At 69.3% G+C, this 16,442-nt stretch carries 15 protein-coding genes; 5 read left to right on the forward strand and 10 right to left on the reverse strand.

Annotated features, from left to right (window positions below):
- Positions 1-356 precede the first annotated feature (356 nt).
- Entirely contained in the window at positions 357-1,352 is a 996-nt protein-coding gene (gene ncsA / locus C472_RS10670) for a tRNA 2-thiolation protein NcsA (protein ID WP_006629844.1), read from the forward strand.
- 69 nt (positions 1,353-1,421) lie between these two features.
- Here ncsA and ftsZ read toward each other — a convergent pair whose 3' ends face one another.
- The 3 genes from ftsZ to C472_RS10685 all read right to left on the reverse strand — a co-directional run bounded on the left by ftsZ (position 1,422) and on the right by C472_RS10685 (position 3,690).
- On the reverse strand, positions 1,422-2,657 hold the full coding sequence (gene ftsZ / locus C472_RS10675; protein ID WP_006629845.1) for a cell division protein FtsZ: 1,236 nt from the start codon (positions 2,655-2,657) through the stop codon (positions 1,422-1,424).
- 4 nt (positions 2,658-2,661) lie between these two features.
- Positions 2,662-2,841, reverse strand: coding sequence for a ribbon-helix-helix domain-containing protein (locus tag C472_RS10680; protein ID WP_049906530.1), 180 nt, complete (start codon positions 2,839-2,841; stop codon positions 2,662-2,664).
- 228 nt (positions 2,842-3,069) lie between these two features.
- Positions 3,070-3,690, reverse strand: coding sequence for a double zinc ribbon domain-containing protein (locus C472_RS10685; RefSeq protein ID WP_006629847.1), 621 nt, complete (start codon positions 3,688-3,690; stop codon positions 3,070-3,072).
- A 157-nt stretch (positions 3,691-3,847) separates the two neighbouring features.
- Between C472_RS10685 and C472_RS10690 the strand changes: the two genes are divergently transcribed.
- From C472_RS10690 to C472_RS10705, 4 genes are read left to right on the forward strand one after another with little or no spacing between them, the layout of a single operon-like run.
- Positions 3,848-4,315, forward strand: coding sequence for a DUF7518 family protein (locus C472_RS10690; RefSeq protein WP_006629848.1), 468 nt, complete (start codon positions 3,848-3,850; stop codon positions 4,313-4,315).
- An 18-nt stretch (positions 4,316-4,333) separates the two neighbouring features.
- Complete coding sequence (gene smc / locus C472_RS10695) at positions 4,334-7,927, forward strand: chromosome segregation protein SMC (RefSeq protein WP_006629849.1); 3,594 nt, start codon at positions 4,334-4,336, stop codon at positions 7,925-7,927.
- Entirely contained in the window at positions 7,920-8,900 is a 981-nt protein-coding gene (locus tag C472_RS10700) for a segregation and condensation protein A (protein ID WP_006629850.1), read from the forward strand. Before smc ends, C472_RS10700 begins: the two co-directional genes overlap by 8 nt.
- Positions 8,901-8,953: 53 nt before the next feature.
- Complete coding sequence (locus C472_RS10705; protein WP_006629851.1) at positions 8,954-10,189, forward strand: glycosyltransferase; 1,236 nt, start codon at positions 8,954-8,956, stop codon at positions 10,187-10,189.
- A 476-nt stretch (positions 10,190-10,665) separates the two neighbouring features.
- Here C472_RS10705 and mtnP read toward each other — a convergent pair whose 3' ends face one another.
- From mtnP to C472_RS10735, 7 genes are all read right to left on the reverse strand, one after another.
- Positions 10,666-11,532 (reverse strand): S-methyl-5'-thioadenosine phosphorylase, encoded by an 867-nt coding sequence (gene mtnP / locus C472_RS10710; protein ID WP_006629852.1) that lies wholly within the window; start codon positions 11,530-11,532, stop codon positions 10,666-10,668.
- Positions 11,533-11,606: 74 nt separating this feature from the next.
- Positions 11,607-12,605: a YeiH family protein gene (locus C472_RS10715; RefSeq protein WP_006629853.1), complete on the reverse strand. Its 999-nt coding sequence runs from the start codon at positions 12,603-12,605 to the stop codon at positions 11,607-11,609.
- Positions 12,602-12,769 (reverse strand): hypothetical protein, encoded by a 168-nt coding sequence (locus tag C472_RS17555; protein ID WP_006629854.1) that lies wholly within the window; start codon positions 12,767-12,769, stop codon positions 12,602-12,604. Before C472_RS17555 ends, C472_RS10715 begins: the two co-directional genes overlap by 4 nt.
- A gap of 54 nt (positions 12,770-12,823) precedes the next feature.
- Positions 12,824-14,278, reverse strand: coding sequence for an FAD-dependent oxidoreductase (locus C472_RS10720; RefSeq protein ID WP_006629855.1), 1,455 nt, complete (start codon positions 14,276-14,278; stop codon positions 12,824-12,826).
- A 167-nt stretch (positions 14,279-14,445) separates the two neighbouring features.
- Positions 14,446-15,156 (reverse strand): HD domain-containing protein, encoded by a 711-nt coding sequence (locus C472_RS10725; RefSeq protein ID WP_006629856.1) that lies wholly within the window; start codon positions 15,154-15,156, stop codon positions 14,446-14,448.
- A gap of 12 nt (positions 15,157-15,168) precedes the next feature.
- On the reverse strand, positions 15,169-15,864 hold the full coding sequence (locus C472_RS10730; protein ID WP_006629857.1) for a phosphoribosyltransferase: 696 nt from the start codon (positions 15,862-15,864) through the stop codon (positions 15,169-15,171).
- Between the two features lie 99 nt (positions 15,865-15,963).
- Positions 15,964-16,437, reverse strand: a complete 474-nt coding sequence (locus C472_RS10735; protein WP_082238252.1) for a DUF7519 family protein — start codon at positions 16,435-16,437, stop codon at positions 15,964-15,966.
- Positions 16,438-16,442 lie beyond the last annotated feature (5 nt).

Below are 16,442 nucleotides of genomic sequence, written 5' to 3' on the forward strand. Positions count from 1 at the left end.
CCGCGACGAGGGCGACCGAAGGGAGCCCGACGGACGCGGCCGACGAGGCTGGGGAGGCGCGAGGTGCTGTGCGGGGCGGGATTCGAAGGGGCAGCCGGGAGGGCGAAGACGCGCGACGCAAGCACCGCAACGAGGGAACGAAGTGACCGAGTGAGGCGCGCAGCGAGCGCATCGAGTCATCCCGGCTGGGGCTTCGGCGGTGTTCTCGGCGGTGTCGATCCTTTCGACGTATCGCCAAGCAACCGAGCCTTCGACGGGGTTTACGCCGGTCTCAGATCCATCCCCCTCCACTGCTGGTCTCATGTATTCATCTCGGCCCGAAACGGGTATCCCCGCGCGACCGCAACCCGACATCGATGGAGTGCGACAAGTGCGGGAGCGACGCCGTCCACCACGCCGCCTACTCCGGGGCGCACCTCTGTGGCCACCACCTCCGGGAGTCGGTCGAGAAGCGCGTGAAGCGTCGGGTCCGCGAGGACGGGCTCCTCGACCCGGACGCGACCCCCGACGACCCCGACCGCTGGGTGATCGGGCTCTCCGGCGGGAAAGACAGCGTCGTGCTGACGCAGATCTTAGACGACGTGTTCGGCCGCGACCCCCGCGTGGAGATGCTCGCCCTCACCATCCACGAGGGGATCGAGGGGTACCGCGACGAGAGCGTCGACGCCTGTGTCGAACTGGCCGACGACCTCTCGATGCGCCACGAGCTGGTGTCGTACGAGGAGGAGTTCGGCGTTCGGATGGACGACGTCGTCGAGGACGACCCGGAGAACATGGCCGCCTGCGCGTACTGCGGGGTGTTCCGCCGGGACCTGCTGGAGGAATACGCCGCCGAGTTCGACGCCGACAAGCTGCTCACCGGTCACAACCTCGACGACGAGGCCCAGACCGCGCTGATGAACTTCCTCGAAGGCGACGTGCGACAGGTGGCGAAACACTTCGACGCCTCGCTCGGCCCCTTCGAGGAGCGGGAGGCCACCGACGCGTTCGTCCCGCGCGCCAAGCCGCTCCGCGACGTGCCCGAAAAGGAGATCGCCTTATACTGTCACGTCCGCGACCTCCCGACCCACATGGCCGAGTGTCCCCACGCCGAGGAGGCGTACCGCGGCGAGATCCAGTCGACGATCCACGCCCTAGAGGAGAACCACCCCGGCGCGCGCCACTCGATCATGGCCGGCTACGAAGAGCTGTCCGCGCTCGCCGCCGAGGCGTACCGCGGCGACGGGACGGACGACGACGGGAGCGACGCCCACGACTCGCCCGCCCTCCGCGAGTGCGAGCGCTGCGGCTCGCAGACGAGCCGCGACGTCTGTCGGAAGTGCCGGCTGCTGGAGTCGATCGAGGCCGTCTGACCGAACTGACTGGAAAAACGGACCGCGGACCGCGTCGAAACGGCGTTTTGCCGTCGGTGCTCCGGGGATTCAGCGAATGACGTCGAGGCCGTTGTTCTTCTCGACCGGCTCGTTGCCGCCGTCGGACTCCCACGCGCTGCGTTCGGTGCCGCCCGAGACCGCCGCGTCGCCCCTGTTGTCGCCGGCGTTCACGGCCTCGTTCGCCTCAGCGGCCCGCTGGCGCGAGTCGCCGAGGTCCTCGCCGTTGACCGCGGCGCGCGACTTGTCGGCCTGCTTCTGGGTGGAGGGGCCGAGCACCTGCGCGCTCTGGACGCCCGTCATGATCGCCATGACGCGCACCTTGCCCTTGTACTCCTCCTGAATGCGAGCGCCCCAGATCACGTTTGCGCTCGCTTCCAGCCGCTCGGTGATGTTGTTCGCGATCCCCTCGGCCTCCTTCAGGGTGAGGTCCGGGCCGCCCGTGATGTGGACCAGCCCGCCGGAGGCTCCGCGGTAGTCGACGTCCAAGAGCGGGTGGTTCATCGCGTCGTTGACCACCTCTTGGGTCTTGTTCTTGTCTTGGGTCTCGCCGACGAGCATGACCGCGACGCCGCCCTGATTCATGATCGTCGACATGTCCGCGTAGTCGAGGTTGATGAGGCTCGGCTGGGTGATCGTCTCCGAGATCCCCTTGACCGTCTCCGCGATGATCTGGTCCATCACGGAGAACGCCTTCCCGATCGGCAGGTTCGGGACGTAATCGAGGAGCCGGTTGTTGTCTAAGACGATGATCGAGTCGGCCTCGTTGCGGAGGTCCTCGAGGCCTTCCTCCGCCTTCACCGTGCGGGCGCGCTCGACGTTGAACGGCGTCGAGACCATGCCCACGACGATGGCTCCCTGCTCTTTGGCGATCTTCGAGACGACCGGGGCCGCGCCGGTCCCGGTGCCGCCGCCCATCCCGGCGGTGACGAAGACGAGGTCGGCGTCGCCGAGCACCTCCTTGATCGTCCCCTGGGCCATCTCGGTCGCGCGCTCGCCCATCTTGGGGTCGCCGCCGGCACCGAGCCCCTGCGTGAGCGACTTGCCCACGAGGATCTTGGTGTCGGCCTCGATCATCTTGAGGTGCTGTTTGTCGGTGTTGATCGCGACGGTGTCAGCGCCGTCGACGCCGATGTTGTACAGTCGGTTGACCGTGTTGTTGCCGGCACCGCCGGCACCGACGATGACGATCCGGGGGTCCCCGAACTCGTCGTCGTCCATGTCGACGTCCATGTCGCGCTTCTCCGCTTCCGCGTTGTCGAGGGCGTCCTGAACGAGATCTTGCATCTGTTTACACCTTCGCCCAGTTGCGGTTGCGGCCGCGCTCGTCGCGGTCGCCGTCCTGTTCGTTCAACATGTCGCGGACGGCCGACCGGATCGCCTCGCTCCGGTTCGGGAACTCGCCCGTCTCCACCATCTGTTCGACCTCATCGATCTGCTGTTTCGGGATTCGTAGTGTCACACGCTCCATTGGTATTCCCCCGGTAAGACGGCGACCACGCGACGCGTGTGTCTTACAGCACGTGACCGCCCGAACGGGGGATATCGACCCACGCCGGACGCCGTCTGTAAGACGACCGTCTTACGCGGCTCAACCAACCGAGGCTAAACATATAAAACTACCGCCGGGTGTAAGACGCTCGCCGAAACGAGCGGTCCGCCGCGTATGACGCGTTCCGTGGGTGCGTTCCGTGGCCGGTTACCGATCCTTCAACACGTCGGCGGCCGGGGTCCGGCGGCCGCAGCCGGGGCAGAACGCCCAGTCCGTCCGCAGTTCGTCGCCGCACTCGCAGAACGCCCTGTGTGACTGTTTCTCCCCGCAGTTCGGGCAGTACACGTGGTCCGACGGCACGTTCTCGCCGCACCCGCCGCAGACGTTCTCGCGCGGCGTCGCTCCCGGGCTCTCGTCCGTCGGACTCTCGTCCGTCTTACGCGCCGTCGGCTCCGCGTCGCCGGCCGTCTCACGCGTCACACTAACCTTCTCCTCGCTCTCGTCCGGTCCCGAGTTCGGCGCGTCGAGCGTGACGTTTACGTTGATGTCGCCGGCGTCCCCGGAAGCCGACCGCGGCACCCCGGCACCGGCCGCCGGTCCGAGGCGCTCGTCGAGCGCGGCGTCGAGCCGCTCCGCGATCAGTTCGTCCACGCGGTCCGCGAGGGCGTCGTCGACGCCCCCGGTCGGCGCGTCGGACGCGTCGGACACCGCCTCCTCCCCGTCGAGGTACGTCCGGAGGGCCTCCCGCATCACCTCGCTCTTCGAGGCGTCACACGCTTCCAGCCGGTCGACGAGCCCGTCGTCCGCCCGGAAGGTGATCTTACTCATACCGACGGGTATTCGCGGTCGGTACAAGTATCTTCCCCCGCCGTCTGACACGTTTCATACCGCCGAAATGTCGGGGGTGACGCCCCGAATCGTGCTATTTGATCACACGTGTGTCTGACGCAGATTTATACGCGTCGCGCGAGCATGCGTGTGTATAATGAGTAACCGCGTCGAGGACCTCGAACGGCAGGTCGCGGAGCTACAGGCGGCGGTCAACGGACTCACCGAAGAGCTCGTCGAGATGAAAGAGCGCGTCCGACAGCTGGAAGACGAGCGCTCGGTCCCGGTGGAGGCGGAGGCGGCCGGCGCGGCGGCCGGCTCCGAGACCGCTGCGACGGAGGCCGCCGCCGAGCCGGCGGCCGCCGACGACGCGACCGAGCAGGTCTCCGGCGGCGAGCGGACGACCCACTCCGACGACCACGTCGACGTCTTCGAGTCCGTCGAGGGGTCGTCCGACGGCGCGTCCGCGGACGACGCGGCGGCGTCGGACGACGGGGACGACGTCATCGTGCCCGAGCAGTCGGCGACGACGCCCGACGCCGAGTCGCGCGACGACGAGGGCGAAGCGGCCGACGGCGACGACGACGGCGAGTCGAGCGAGGGCGACGACATCATCGTCGCGTAAGCGGTCGCCTCCGACCACATGCACATCACTGAAGTCGTTCTGGACGGGTTCAAGAGCTTCGGGCGGACGACGAGGATCCCCTTTTACGAGGACTTCACGGTCGTCACCGGCCCGAACGGCTCCGGGAAGTCGAACATCATCGACGGGGTGTTGTTCGCGCTCGGGCTGGCGCGCACCCGCGGGATCCGCGCGAAGAAGCTCACCGACCTCATCTACAACCCCGGCCACGACGACGGCGGGGAGTCCGGGGGGCCGAACGAGGCGTCCGTCACGGTCGTGCTCTCCAACGAGGACGGCACGCTCGACCGGTCGCAGGTCGTCTCCGCGGCCGGCACCGAGAACGTCGGCGACGTCTCCGAGATCACGATCAAGCGCCGCGTGAAGGAGACCGAGGACAACTACTACTCGTACTACTACCTCAACGGCCGGTCGGTGAACCTCTCGGACGTCCAGGACCTGCTCGCGGCGGCGGGCGTGACGCCGGAGGGGTACAACGTGGTGATGCAAGGCGACGTCACCGAGATCATTAACATGACCCCCTACCAGCGGCGGGGGATCGTCGACGAGATCGCGGGCGTCGCCGAGTTCGACGAGAAGAAGGAGGCGGCCTACGAGGAGCTGGACACGGTCGAAGACCGGATCGGCGAGGCGGACCTCCGCATCGGCGAGAAGCAGGACCGGCTCGACCAGCTCGCCGACGAGCGCGAGACCGCCCTCCAGTACCAGGACCTCCGCGACGAGGTAGAGGAGTACCGCGGGTTCCGCAAGGCCTCCGAGCTGGAGGAGAAACGCGAGACGCTCGCGACCGTCGCGGACGACGTCGAGGAGGCGGAGGCGGAGCTCGAGGAGCTCCGAACCGAGCTCGACGCCAGACAGGGGAAGCTCACCCGGCTGGAGGAGGACCTAGCCGACCTCAACCACGAGATCGAGACGAAAGGCGAAGACGAGCAGATCGAGATCCGGTCGGAGATCGAGTCGATCAAAGGCGAGATCTCGCGGCTGGAGGACAGGATCGAATCGGCCGAGTCGCGCGCCGAGTCGGCCGAGAACGACCGGCGACAGGCGTTCGTCCAGATCGACCGCAAGGAGGAGACGATCGAGGAGCTGGAGGCGGAGATCCGCGAGACGAAAGTCGAGAAGGCCTCGGTGAAATCGGAGCTGGCGACGAAGCGCTCGGAGCTGGCGGACGTGGAGGCCGAGATCGAGGGCGCGGACACGGAGTTCGACGAGCTGAAGGCCGAACTGTCGGCGAAGAAGGAGGCGATCGAGTCGCTCCGCGAGGAGAAAAACGAGACGCAACGCGAGAAGGACCGGCTGCTCGACGAGGCCCGCCGCCGCTCGAACGCGGTGAGCGAGGCCCGCGAGGAGTTGGAGGAGGCCCGCGCGTCGCTCCCGGAACACAAGGCGCGCATCTCCGAGCTGAAGAGCGAACTGGACAAAGCCGAGAAGAACGAGGCGACCATCGAGGACGCCGTCGCGGACCTGTTCGCCGAGAAGGCGGAAAAGGACGAGCGCTTAGAGGAGATCGAGTCGACGCTCCGCGAGAAGCAGAACGAGTACGCCAAGCTGGAGGCCGCGGCCGACCAGCGCGGCGACGCCTCGTGGCCGCGCGCGGTCACCGAGGTGAAGAACGGCGGCATCGACGGCGTCCACGGCGCGGTCGGGGAGCTCGCGTCGGTCGAGGCCCGGTACGCCGAGGCCTGCGAGACCGCCGCGGGCGGTCGGCTCGCGAACGTCGTCGTCGACGACGACGGCGTCGGCTCGACCTGTATCGACTACCTGAAACGGCGGAACGCGGGGCGGGCGACGTTCCTCCCCATCACGGAGATGGACGACCGGAGCCTGCCGCGGAAGCCGTCGCTGCCGGGCGTCGTCGACTTCGCGCGGAACCTCGTCGACTACGACGCCGAGTACGCGTCGATCTTCTCGTACGTGCTCGGCTCGACGCTCGTCGTCGAGGACATGGACACCGCCCGCGAGCTGATGGGCGACTACCGGATGGTGACGCTCGACGGCGACCTCGTCGAAAAGTCGGGCGCGATGACCGGCGGCTCCGGCGGCGGCTCCCGCTACTCGTTCACGAAGTCCGGCGGCGGCAAACTGGAGCGGCTCGCGACGGAGATATCCGATCTGGAGGACGAGCGCCAGTCGGTCCAGTCGGAGATCGACGCGCTCGACGACGACATCGACGACGCCCGCGACCGCAAGGCGGACGCGGCCGAGCGCGTCCGGTCGCTGGAGGCGGACGTCGAGCGCGCCGAGGACGGCCTCGCGGACGCGGAAACCCGGATCGAGGAGCTGGAGGCGGAACTGGAGGAGCTGGAGGCGGAACGCGAGTCCGTCGACGCGGAGATGACGGAACTCGACGAGGAGCTCGACGGGATCACCGCCGAGATCGACGAGCTACAGAGCGACATCGACGAGATCGAGGCCGAACTCGCCGACTCGAAGATCCCCGAGCTCTCCGAGCGCGCCGACGAGATCCGCGCCGAGATCGGCGACCTGGAGGACCGGATGGACTCCCTCGACGGTCGGATCAACGAGCTGGAGTTGGAGAAGGGGTACGCCGAGGACGCGCTCGACGACCTCCACGACGACGTCGAGGAGGCGCAGAACGCGAAGGCGGAGGCGGAGGAGGCGGTCGCCGACTACGAGGCCGCGATCGAGGAGAAGGAGGCCGCGCTCGACGAGAAGAAGGAGGCGATCGCCGACCTCGAAGAAGAGCTGACGGAGCTGAAGGAGGAACGCGAGGCCCTCCGCGAGGAGATCCGCGAGGCGACCCAGCGGCGCGACGAGCAGCGGTCGCTCGTCTCCGAGGCGGAGTCGGACCTGTCGGACCTGACGGACCGCCGCGACCGCTTGGAGTGGGAGATCGACGAGCTGGAGTCGCAGGTCGGCGAGTACGACGCCGCGGAGATCCCCGACCTCGACGAGGTGGAGTCGCGGATCGAGGAGCTCGAAGACGAGATGGAGGCGTTAGAGCCGGTGAACATGCTCGCGATCGACGAGTACGAGGAGGTTCAGGAGGCGCTCGACGAGCTCCAAGAGCGCCGGGACGTGCTCGTCGAGGAGCGCGACGCCATCGAGGAGCGCATCGAGGGGTACGAGGCCGCGAAGAAGGAGACGTTCATGGAGACGTTCGAGTCGATAAACGACCACTTCGAGGACATCTTCGCCCGGCTCTCGGCCGGGTCCGGGGAGCTCGTCTTGGAGAACCCCGAGGACCCGTTCGAGGAGGGGCTGACGATGAAGGCCCAGCCCGCGGACAAGCCGGTCCAGCGGCTCGACGCGATGAGCGGCGGCGAGAAGTCGCTCACCGCCCTCTCCTTCATCTTCGCCGTCCAGCGCCACAACCCCGCGCCGTTCTACGCGCTCGACGAGATCGACGCGTTCCTCGACGCGGTCAACGCCGAGCGCGTCGGCGAGATGATCGAGGAGCTGGCCCAGGAGGCGCAGTTCGTCGTCGTCGGCCACCGCTCGGCGCTGTTGGAGCGCTCCGACCGCGCCATCGGCGTCACGATGCAGGGCGACAACCGCTCTGCGGTGACCGGCATGCAGTTCGGCGACGACGCCGACGAGGGGGAGGAAAGCGGGGTGAGCGCGGATGACTGAGGACGGGGTCCCCGACCTCGACCTGACGAGCGAGCGCGACGGGGCCGACCCGTTCGCAGACGACCCGTCCGACGACGACCCGTCCGGTGACGGACAGTCCGCTGGGGGATCCGAAACGGCTGCGGACGCCGTCTCGGACTCGACTGTGTCCGGCGTGTCGCCGCCGGACGAGACGGGCGACGACGAGGTCGAGCCCGTCGAGCTCCTCGTCCAGCTCGCCGAGGAGGGGGAGATCGAGCCGTGGGACATCGACATCGTCCAGGTGACGGACGCCTTCTTGGAGAAGCTCGACGAGACGGACCTCCGGACGACGGGGCGGGCGCTGTTTTACGCCAGCGTCTTACTCCGGATGAAAAGCGACGGCATGCTGGCCGACGACGACAAAGAGGAGGAGCCGGAACCGGAGCCGTGGGAGGTGGCGATGGAGGGCGGCGCGCCGGACCCCGCGGACGGCGACTTCGACCCCGTCGACGAGCTGGAGGCTGAGATCGACCGCCGGCTCGACCGCAAGAACACCCGCGGCTCGCCCGAGACGCTCGACGAACTCGTCCGCGAGCTGCGCGAGGCCGAGCGCGGCTCGTGGTGGAAAGAGTCCCGCGAGTACGACACCTCGGAGTCGCCGAGCGGCCACGCCCGCGGGACGCAGACGCTCGATTACCGCACGGGCGACGAGTTCCGTGAGGACGGCGAGCCGACCGCGGGCGAGGCGACCGACCGCACCCACGACGAGGACATCGAGGAGGTGATCGCGGAGATCGAGGGGGTCCTCGCGACGCAGTTCGACCGCGGCCGCACCGAGGTGCTGTTCGCCGAGATCGAGGGCGCGGGCGGCCGCCCGTTCATGACGTACCTCGCGCTGCTTTTCATGGCCCACCGCGGCGCGGTGCGGCTCCAGCAGGACGAGCTGTTCGGCGACCTCTGGGTGAAGGACCCGTCGGCGGTAGCGGCCGACACCGAGGCCGTCGCGGACTGACAGGATTCGACGCGCTCTTATCCCCGCTCTCCGTCGGTGCGGGCGTGCTATCGGTGCTCTCCGAGGACCCCGTCCTCGGCGCGGTCGTCGTCGGGCTCTGGGTCGCACTGGCGCTGTACGGGGCCTCCACGCTGTGGTGGCTCTTCGAGGCGGCCGTCCTCGCGCGCGGCGGCCGCGTCGACGCCGACGACGTCGACTGGGGGTACGACGACATTCAGGTTCGCATTCTCACCATCGACGCCGAGGAGGTCGTTCAGGCCACCGTCAACGCGGTGCCCGAGGCGCTCGACGACGTGCGCGTGATCGCCGAGAAACCCATCGATGTCGAGGGGGCCGACGTCCACGTCGTCCCGGAGGCGTTCGAGTGCGACGCGACGAACAAGGGCCGGGCGGTCGAGTGGGCGCGCCGCGCGGTCCCCTGCGACCGCGAGTACGTGTTGTACCTCGACGAGGACACGATCATGGCCGGCTTCGAGGGACTCCCCGACGCGGACGTGGTCCAGTTCACCGAGAAGCCGCTGTACACCGGGTCGCGGATAGCGTACCTCAGCGAGATCTTCCGCGTCGGCTACCAGTACGAGCAGTTCGCGTTCCACCGCCTGCGGTACCCGCTGTACGCGTGGGGTGGCGGCGTGGCGGTCCGGCACTCGCTCGAAGAGGAGATCACATGGGACGTCGCGACGATCACCGAGGACACGAACTTCATCTGGCGCGCCGCTGCCGAGGTCGGCGTTTCGTTCGCCGTCCTCGACGTCCGGTTCCGCAATCAGGCACCCCCGTCGCTGCGCGCGATGGCCAAGCAGCGACGGCGGTGGATCTCGGGGACCCGCGCCGACGGAGGGCTGCTCCCGCTCATGTACAGACCGGTGTATTACACGCGGATCGTCGCGTGGGCGTTCTCGCCGCTCGTCCCGGTCCTCGCCGTCGCCTCCGTCCTCCTCCCCGGCACCGCGCCGGCGATGGAGTGGTATCGGGCCGCCTCGCTGACGCTGTTCGGCGTGCTGTTCGTGTACACGGTCGTCGGCGCGGCGTCGTACGACAAACACCCGCTCACGTGGCCGCTGTATCTCCTCTTCACGCCGGTCGCCTTCCTCGCTCACTCCACCGGCGCGCTCTGGGGGCTGGTCAGCCCCGTGACGACCTTCGAGGTGACCGAGAAGGTGACGCCGGACGCGGTCGAGCGCGTCCACGACTCGATGGAGGCCGGAGCACTGAGCGACCACGACGGCTCCGAGCGCCTGACCCGCGAGTCCGACGCGGAGTTCACGCTCGACGTGTTCGACGACTAGTGCGCCTCCGGTGACCGCTCGTGCGGAATCGTTTGGGGAGCGATCCGAGGCAAACAGGTTACCCCCGGCGATCGGGACACGACCGCTGAAGCCCCAGCCGCTCGGCGATGCCACGGTGTATCTGGATATGAATCTGTGGTCTCCACGACTGTCGCCGAAGCCCCAGCCGCGAGGACTCGCGCGACTCGTTGTCGTTCGAGACGCTTCCGGCGTCTCGTGATGACGAAACGGCTCCGCCGTTTCGAACCACGCTCTTCAGTCGCTCACTTCGTTCGCTCCTTGCGGTGCTTACGTCGTCGTGCGTCGTCCTCGCGGCTGCCCCTTCGAGTCCCGCCCCACACCGCACAGCGATCGCACCTCACACCTCCCCAGCCTCGCGGTTCGCGCTCTCCGAGCGCTCACCGCGTCCCTCGCGCGTGCTGTCTCGCGCCCTGTCGGGCGCTCGCAGGCACGCGCCGACCGCACCGCAGATCGGTTTATAAGTAGTCGCCCAGCAGCGGCTCGACGCGTTCCTTGGTCGCTTCCGGAATCGCCTCGGTCGGCGTGTTGACGGTCCCCTCCAGCGAACTGTGCGCGTCACACTCCAGATCCTCCGGCAGCGTCCGCACGGCCTCCTCGACGGCGGCCTTGATCGCCTGCTGGTTCTTTTCGGCGTTCTCCAGCACCTCTTCGAGCGTCACCTCGCTGTCCTCTTTCCACACGTCGTAGTCGGTGACGCCGGCGATCGTCGCGTACGCGATCTCGGCCTCCCGGGCCAGTTTCGCCTCGGGGATCGCGGTCATGCCGACGAGGTCCCAGCCCTGGCTCTTGTAGAACTCCGACTCCGCGCGCGTCGAGTACTGCGGGCCCTCGATACAGACGTAGGTCCCGCCCTTCACGACGCCGGTGTCGTCGGGCGCGGCCGACTCCGCCGCCTCGGTGAGGTGGTCGACGAGCTCGGGGCTGTACGGGTCCGCGAACGGCTGGTGGACGACGACGCCGTCGCCGTAAAAGGAGAGGTCGCGGTGTTTCGTCCGGTCGTAGATCTGGTCGGGGACGACGAGCGTGCCGGGTTCCAGCTCCTCTTTTAAACTCCCCACCGCGTTCGACGCGAACACGTGCGTGACGCCGGCCTTTTTTAAGGCGTACATGTTGGCGCGGTACGGCAGGTCGGTCGGCGAGACGCCGTGGTTCGAGCCGTGCCGCGGGAGGAACGCGACCTCGCGGCCCGTGTCGCCGAACTCGCCGATCGTCACCGCGTCGCTCGGCTCCCCGTACGGCGTGTCGAACTCGACCTCGCGCACGTCGTTCAGGGGGAGCGCCTCGTAGATGCCGCTGCCGCCGATGAAGCCGATGGTGCCCATACCCGGAGTGCGCCCGCTCGCTACTTATAAGGAGTGAACCCGATCCGTCCCGGCCCCGGACCCCTCGCCCCGCCTCACAGCAGCCAGCGCACCGCCGCGAGCGCGACCGCGCTCACGGCGAGCAGGTGGACCAGCACCGCGCCGACGGGCGCAGCGCCGACCGCGCGCATGTCCTCGATCCGGATCGAGAGGCCGAGCCCGACGAACGCCAGCGCGAACAGCGCGTCCGACACGCGGCCGATCGACGCCAGCGCGGCCGGCGAGAGCAGCCCGCTGTTGGCCAGCGCCGCCACGGCGAGGAAGCCGAGCAGGAACTTCGGGAACTCCGCCCACAGCCGACGGACGCCCGGCTCCGCCGCCGAGCGCGCCGTGTACGCCACCGAGTACGCGACCGCGACCCCGCCCAGAAGCGAGTTGCGCGCCAGCTTCGTCACGGTCGCCCACTGCCCCGCCTCCGGCGAGTACGCGAACCCCGCGGCCGCGACGGGGCCGGTCGAGAACATGCTCACGCCCGCCCAGACGCCGAACTGCCGGCTCGACAGGCCGAGCCACTCGCCCGCCAGCGGGAACGCGACGAGCGTCGCCGCGTCGAAGAGGAGGACCGTCGCGGCCGCGAAGGTGATCGCGGCCCCGCGGGCGTCCAACACCCGACCGATCGCGACGACCGCGGAGACGCCGCAAATGCTCGCGCCGGCCGCCAGAAGCGACGAGGTCGGCGACCCGATCCGGAAGAGCGCGCGCGCGACGACCTCCCCGAACAGGAGGCCGCCGGCGACGAACGCGACCACTAGCCCGAGGACGGTCGGTCCGGCCGCGAGGAACTCCTCGACCGCGACGGCAGCGCCGAGCAGCACGATCCCGGTCTCCAGAAAGAGCTTGTCGACGCCGACGCCCGGCTCCGCGATATCGGGCGTCCCGACCGTGTTCCCGACGCCGACGCCGAGCGCGACGGCGACGACGAGCGGCTGGAGGCCGGGGACCGCGTCCGCGACGAGCGTCGCGACGAGCGCGCCGCCCGCGAGCAGCGCGAGCCCGGGCAGGTACGCCCGGACCGCCTCGGCGACCCCCGTCACAGCGCCTGCCCGACGAGGTGCGCGGCGACGATCCCCAGCCCCAACGCGAGCGCCTGCCAGCCGCGGTCGAGCGCGGTCCAGCGGTCGACGACTCCGCCGTCGGCCGCCGGGTGTTCCGCCGTCGAGCCGCCCGGTCCCGTCCCGTCGTCGCCGTTCGATGCCATGGCCGCGGATCGGCCGGGACGCTACTTACGGGTGTCGTTCGCTCCGGATCCCGATCAGTCGTCGGCCTCGGCCGCGACCTCGTCGTCCGCCTCCGCCTCCGCGTCGCCGTCGGCGGTCTCGGCGTCCGCGGCGACCTCGCCGTCTGCGGCCGCGTCGTCGTCCGCCGCGTCGCCGTCGAGCCGCGGGAAGTTCTCGATGGTCGCGTCGCGGAAGCCCGCCTCGTCGAACTCGTAGTCGTCCTCGAAGAAGCCGAGGACGGTCTCCACGTCCGTCATCGCGTTCTTCAGCGCGGTCGACGCGCCCGGCGACGGCGTGATGTTGAACAGGATACCGTCCTCGGTGATCTTCGCTTCGCCCATGTCGAGCTCCTTGTTCTCGGTGTCGACGATCTGCGGGCGCACGCCGCCGTACCCCTTCGCCCGGTCGATGTCGTCGACGTCGACGCTCGGCACGACCTTCTGGACGTCCGGCAGGAAGGCGCGCTTGCCCACCACCGGGAGGTCGTACACGAGGTTGCGCACGACGTACGGGAAGAGGATCTTGTCCGAGAGGATGTTGACGTAGCTCAGGACGGAGTCGGGGTTGAAGCCGAACACGTCGACGAAGTCGCTCACCGTCGAGAGGTGGCCGCGTTCGAGCGCGGGCACGAGCTTCGCGGTCGGCCCGAACCGCGTGGTCCCGTCGTCGTGGACGTCGGCGTCGCCGTGGACCGCCGCGAACGGGAGCTTCTTCATCTGGAGCGTGTACACCTTCCCGTTCAGCAGGTCGTCCGCGAGGAAGAAGCTCCCCGCGACCGGTAACAGCGACATCCCGTCGCCGTACCCCATCTCCTTGGCGAACTGGAGGCTGTGCGACCCGGCCGCGACGACGACCGCCTCGGCCTCGAAGTCGCCGTCGTCTGTCTCGACGCGGAACCCGTCGCCGCGCTCGTCGACGTTCGTCACGGTCGTCCCGAGGTGGACGGAGACCCCTTCCTCCGCGCGGGCGGCGTCGACGAACGACTCCGCGACCGCGCCGTAGTCGACCACGTAGCCGTCGGGCGTCTGGAGCGCCTTCAGCTCCGTGCCGGGATCGCGCCCCTCGACGACCTTCGGCTCCAGCTCCGCGATCTCCTCGCGCCCGATCTCGCGGAGCTTCGGGAACAGGTCGCCGAACCCGTTCTCGTGGTAGCGCTCCTCCAGCTTGGCGACCTCCTCGTCGCCGACGCCGAGGACCATCTTGCTCCGCTTGCTGTGCATCTCGCAGTCGGGGTCTTCCCCTTCGAGGTAGCCCGCCAGCAGCTCCGCGCCCTCCTTGACCTCCTCGGCCTTTTCGAGGGTGTAGTTCGTCTCGATGTCCCCGAAGTGGAGGGTCTGGGAGTTGTTCGTCCGGTGAGAGTTGATCGCCGCGATCTCCCGCTCCTTCTCGATCAGCGTGACGTCCTCGACGTCGGTGAACTTCGCGACCGTGTACAGGAGCGACGCCCCGCTGATTCCCCCGCCGACGATTACGAGATCGGTGTCAGACATGCGTAGTGAAAGCTCACCTCTCGAGACGACCTCCCCCGTTAACCCTTTTACCATCTATTCGCGAAATCGACCGGTAGAGAGGCTACAAACGTCGATTAACTGTACGACGATCGTCGAACCCATCCGACCGATCCGCGGGCGGTCCGGCTTCGCCCCGCGTGTCTCCCTCACTCGTCTCGCGCGGTCCGGTACCGCTCGCGGACCGCCGCGAACAGCTCTCGGCCGGCGTCCGTGCGGAGCCGCGGCTCGGTCGTCGCGAAGAACTCGTCGAGGTCGTCGTACTCGCGGAACGCGTCGGGGTCGCCGCGCTCCGGGTCGTACCGGTCGCCGCGCTCGTAGCGGACGGCCTGGAGACAGGTGTCGAGGAGGTCGCACTCCTTGACGAGGACCGCCTCCGGCGACTCGCGCGCCTCGTACGCCTCCCACGCGTCCCGCACGCGCTCCGGCAGCGGGCCGGCGAGGTCGCGCATCGCCGCCCGCTCGGCGGCGACCTTCGCCTCGCGATCGTCCGCCTCCGCGGTCGCGTCGGTCGCCGACTTCCCGTCGTTCGTCGACTCCGTCACGTCGCTCGCGCGCGTCGCCACGTCCCCGGTCTCGGCCTCGGCGACGTCGTGGACGACCGCGAGCCGGAGCGCGCGGTCGAGGTCGACGCCCGGGAGGTCGGCCGCCAGCCGGTCCCCGAGCGTCACGGCGAGGTACGCGACCCCCCACGAGTGGGCCGCGACGGACTCGGGGTCGTCGACGCCGCGGAGCTGCCAGCCGGTGCGCCGCTCCTCTTTCAGTTCGTAGGCCGCGAGCACCGCGTCGAGCGCGCGGTCGAGGTCGTCGCCGCGACCGTCGCCGGCGTCACGCTCGCCACCGCCTCGGTCCCCGGCCATCGCTCGGCCCGGCTACTCGGCGAGCGCCCAGGCGTCGTCGCCGACGGGCTCCGCCACGTCCCGCCGCACCATCTCCTCGACGACCTCGTCGAGCCGGCCGGGCTGGGCGACCTCCATCTCGATCCGACCGATGCCGTGGAACTCCTCTAAGTAGTGCCGCAGGTCCTCGCGCGAGAACGCCGACTCGTCGGCGCGCTCCATCGCCCCCTCGGTGAGGTCGACCATGTCTTCGAGGAAGTTCCACGGGTAGACGACCCACGTCCACTGTTCGAGCCGCTCGCCGACGAAGTCCGGCTCGAACTCGGAGGTGCCGAGCAGCTGGAGCGTCGCGGTGCGGACCTCGCCCGCGTCGCGCTCCTCGACGTACTCCTCGGCGCGGCGGATCGAGCCGCCGGTGTCGGCGATGTCGTCGATGATGAGGACGTTCTTCCCCTCGACGCTCCCCTCGGGCATCGGGTAGCGGATCTGGGGCTCGCCGCTCTTCTCGGCGGTCCCCACGTAGTGTTCCATCTTGAGGCTGGTGAGGTCGTTGAGCCCGAGGAAGTCGCAGACGCAGCGGCCCGCGAACCAGCCGCCGCGGGCCAGGGCGACGACCACGTCCGGCTCGAAGTCGGCCCGCTTCACCGCGTCGGAGACGTTGCGGCAGAGCCCGTAGATGTACTCCCAGTTGGTGAGCGTGCAGTCGAAGTCGTCCGGGAGGTCGCTCATACGACCGTACCTGCCGGCCGCGCGCTCATAAGGGTTTAGCTCCGTCGGCGCGGGGCCGCCGCTCCCGATCAGGCCCCGCCCAACTCCCGGACCTCCCCGTCACCGAAGCGCCGAGATCAGCGCGATGCCGCCCGCGAGCAGCAGCGCGAGCGCGGCCACCGGCTGCCCGCCGCCGACCGCGAGGGTGACCCCGTAGACGAGGCCGGCCGCCACCGAGCCGACTAACAGGCTCGTCCCCGCGTGGACCGCGACGTTCCGCCGGGCCCGCGCGCCCCGTCCGACCTGCTCGCCGAGACCGACGCCGTGGTCGGCGACGTCCCACGCGACCGCCAGCCCGACCGCGGCGACGAGCAGCGACTCGGGCGGCGCGCCGCGGTACCCGGCGACCCCGAGGCCGACCACGCCGACCGCCGCGCCCCACGTCAGGACCCGCGTCGAGCCCCGGAGCGCGCCGCCGAGGAACGCGATCGCGGCGACCCCGAGCAGCGCTCCGCCGATCGGACTCGCGACCGCGCCCGCGGTCGCCCCGACGCCGGCGGCCGCGAGGCTCGCCACGACCTGTCTCTTATACACATCTC

This window comes from Halorubrum tebenquichense DSM 14210 (assembly GCF_000337415.1).
GTDB lineage: Archaea > Halobacteriota > Halobacteria > Halobacteriales > Haloferacaceae > Halorubrum > Halorubrum tebenquichense.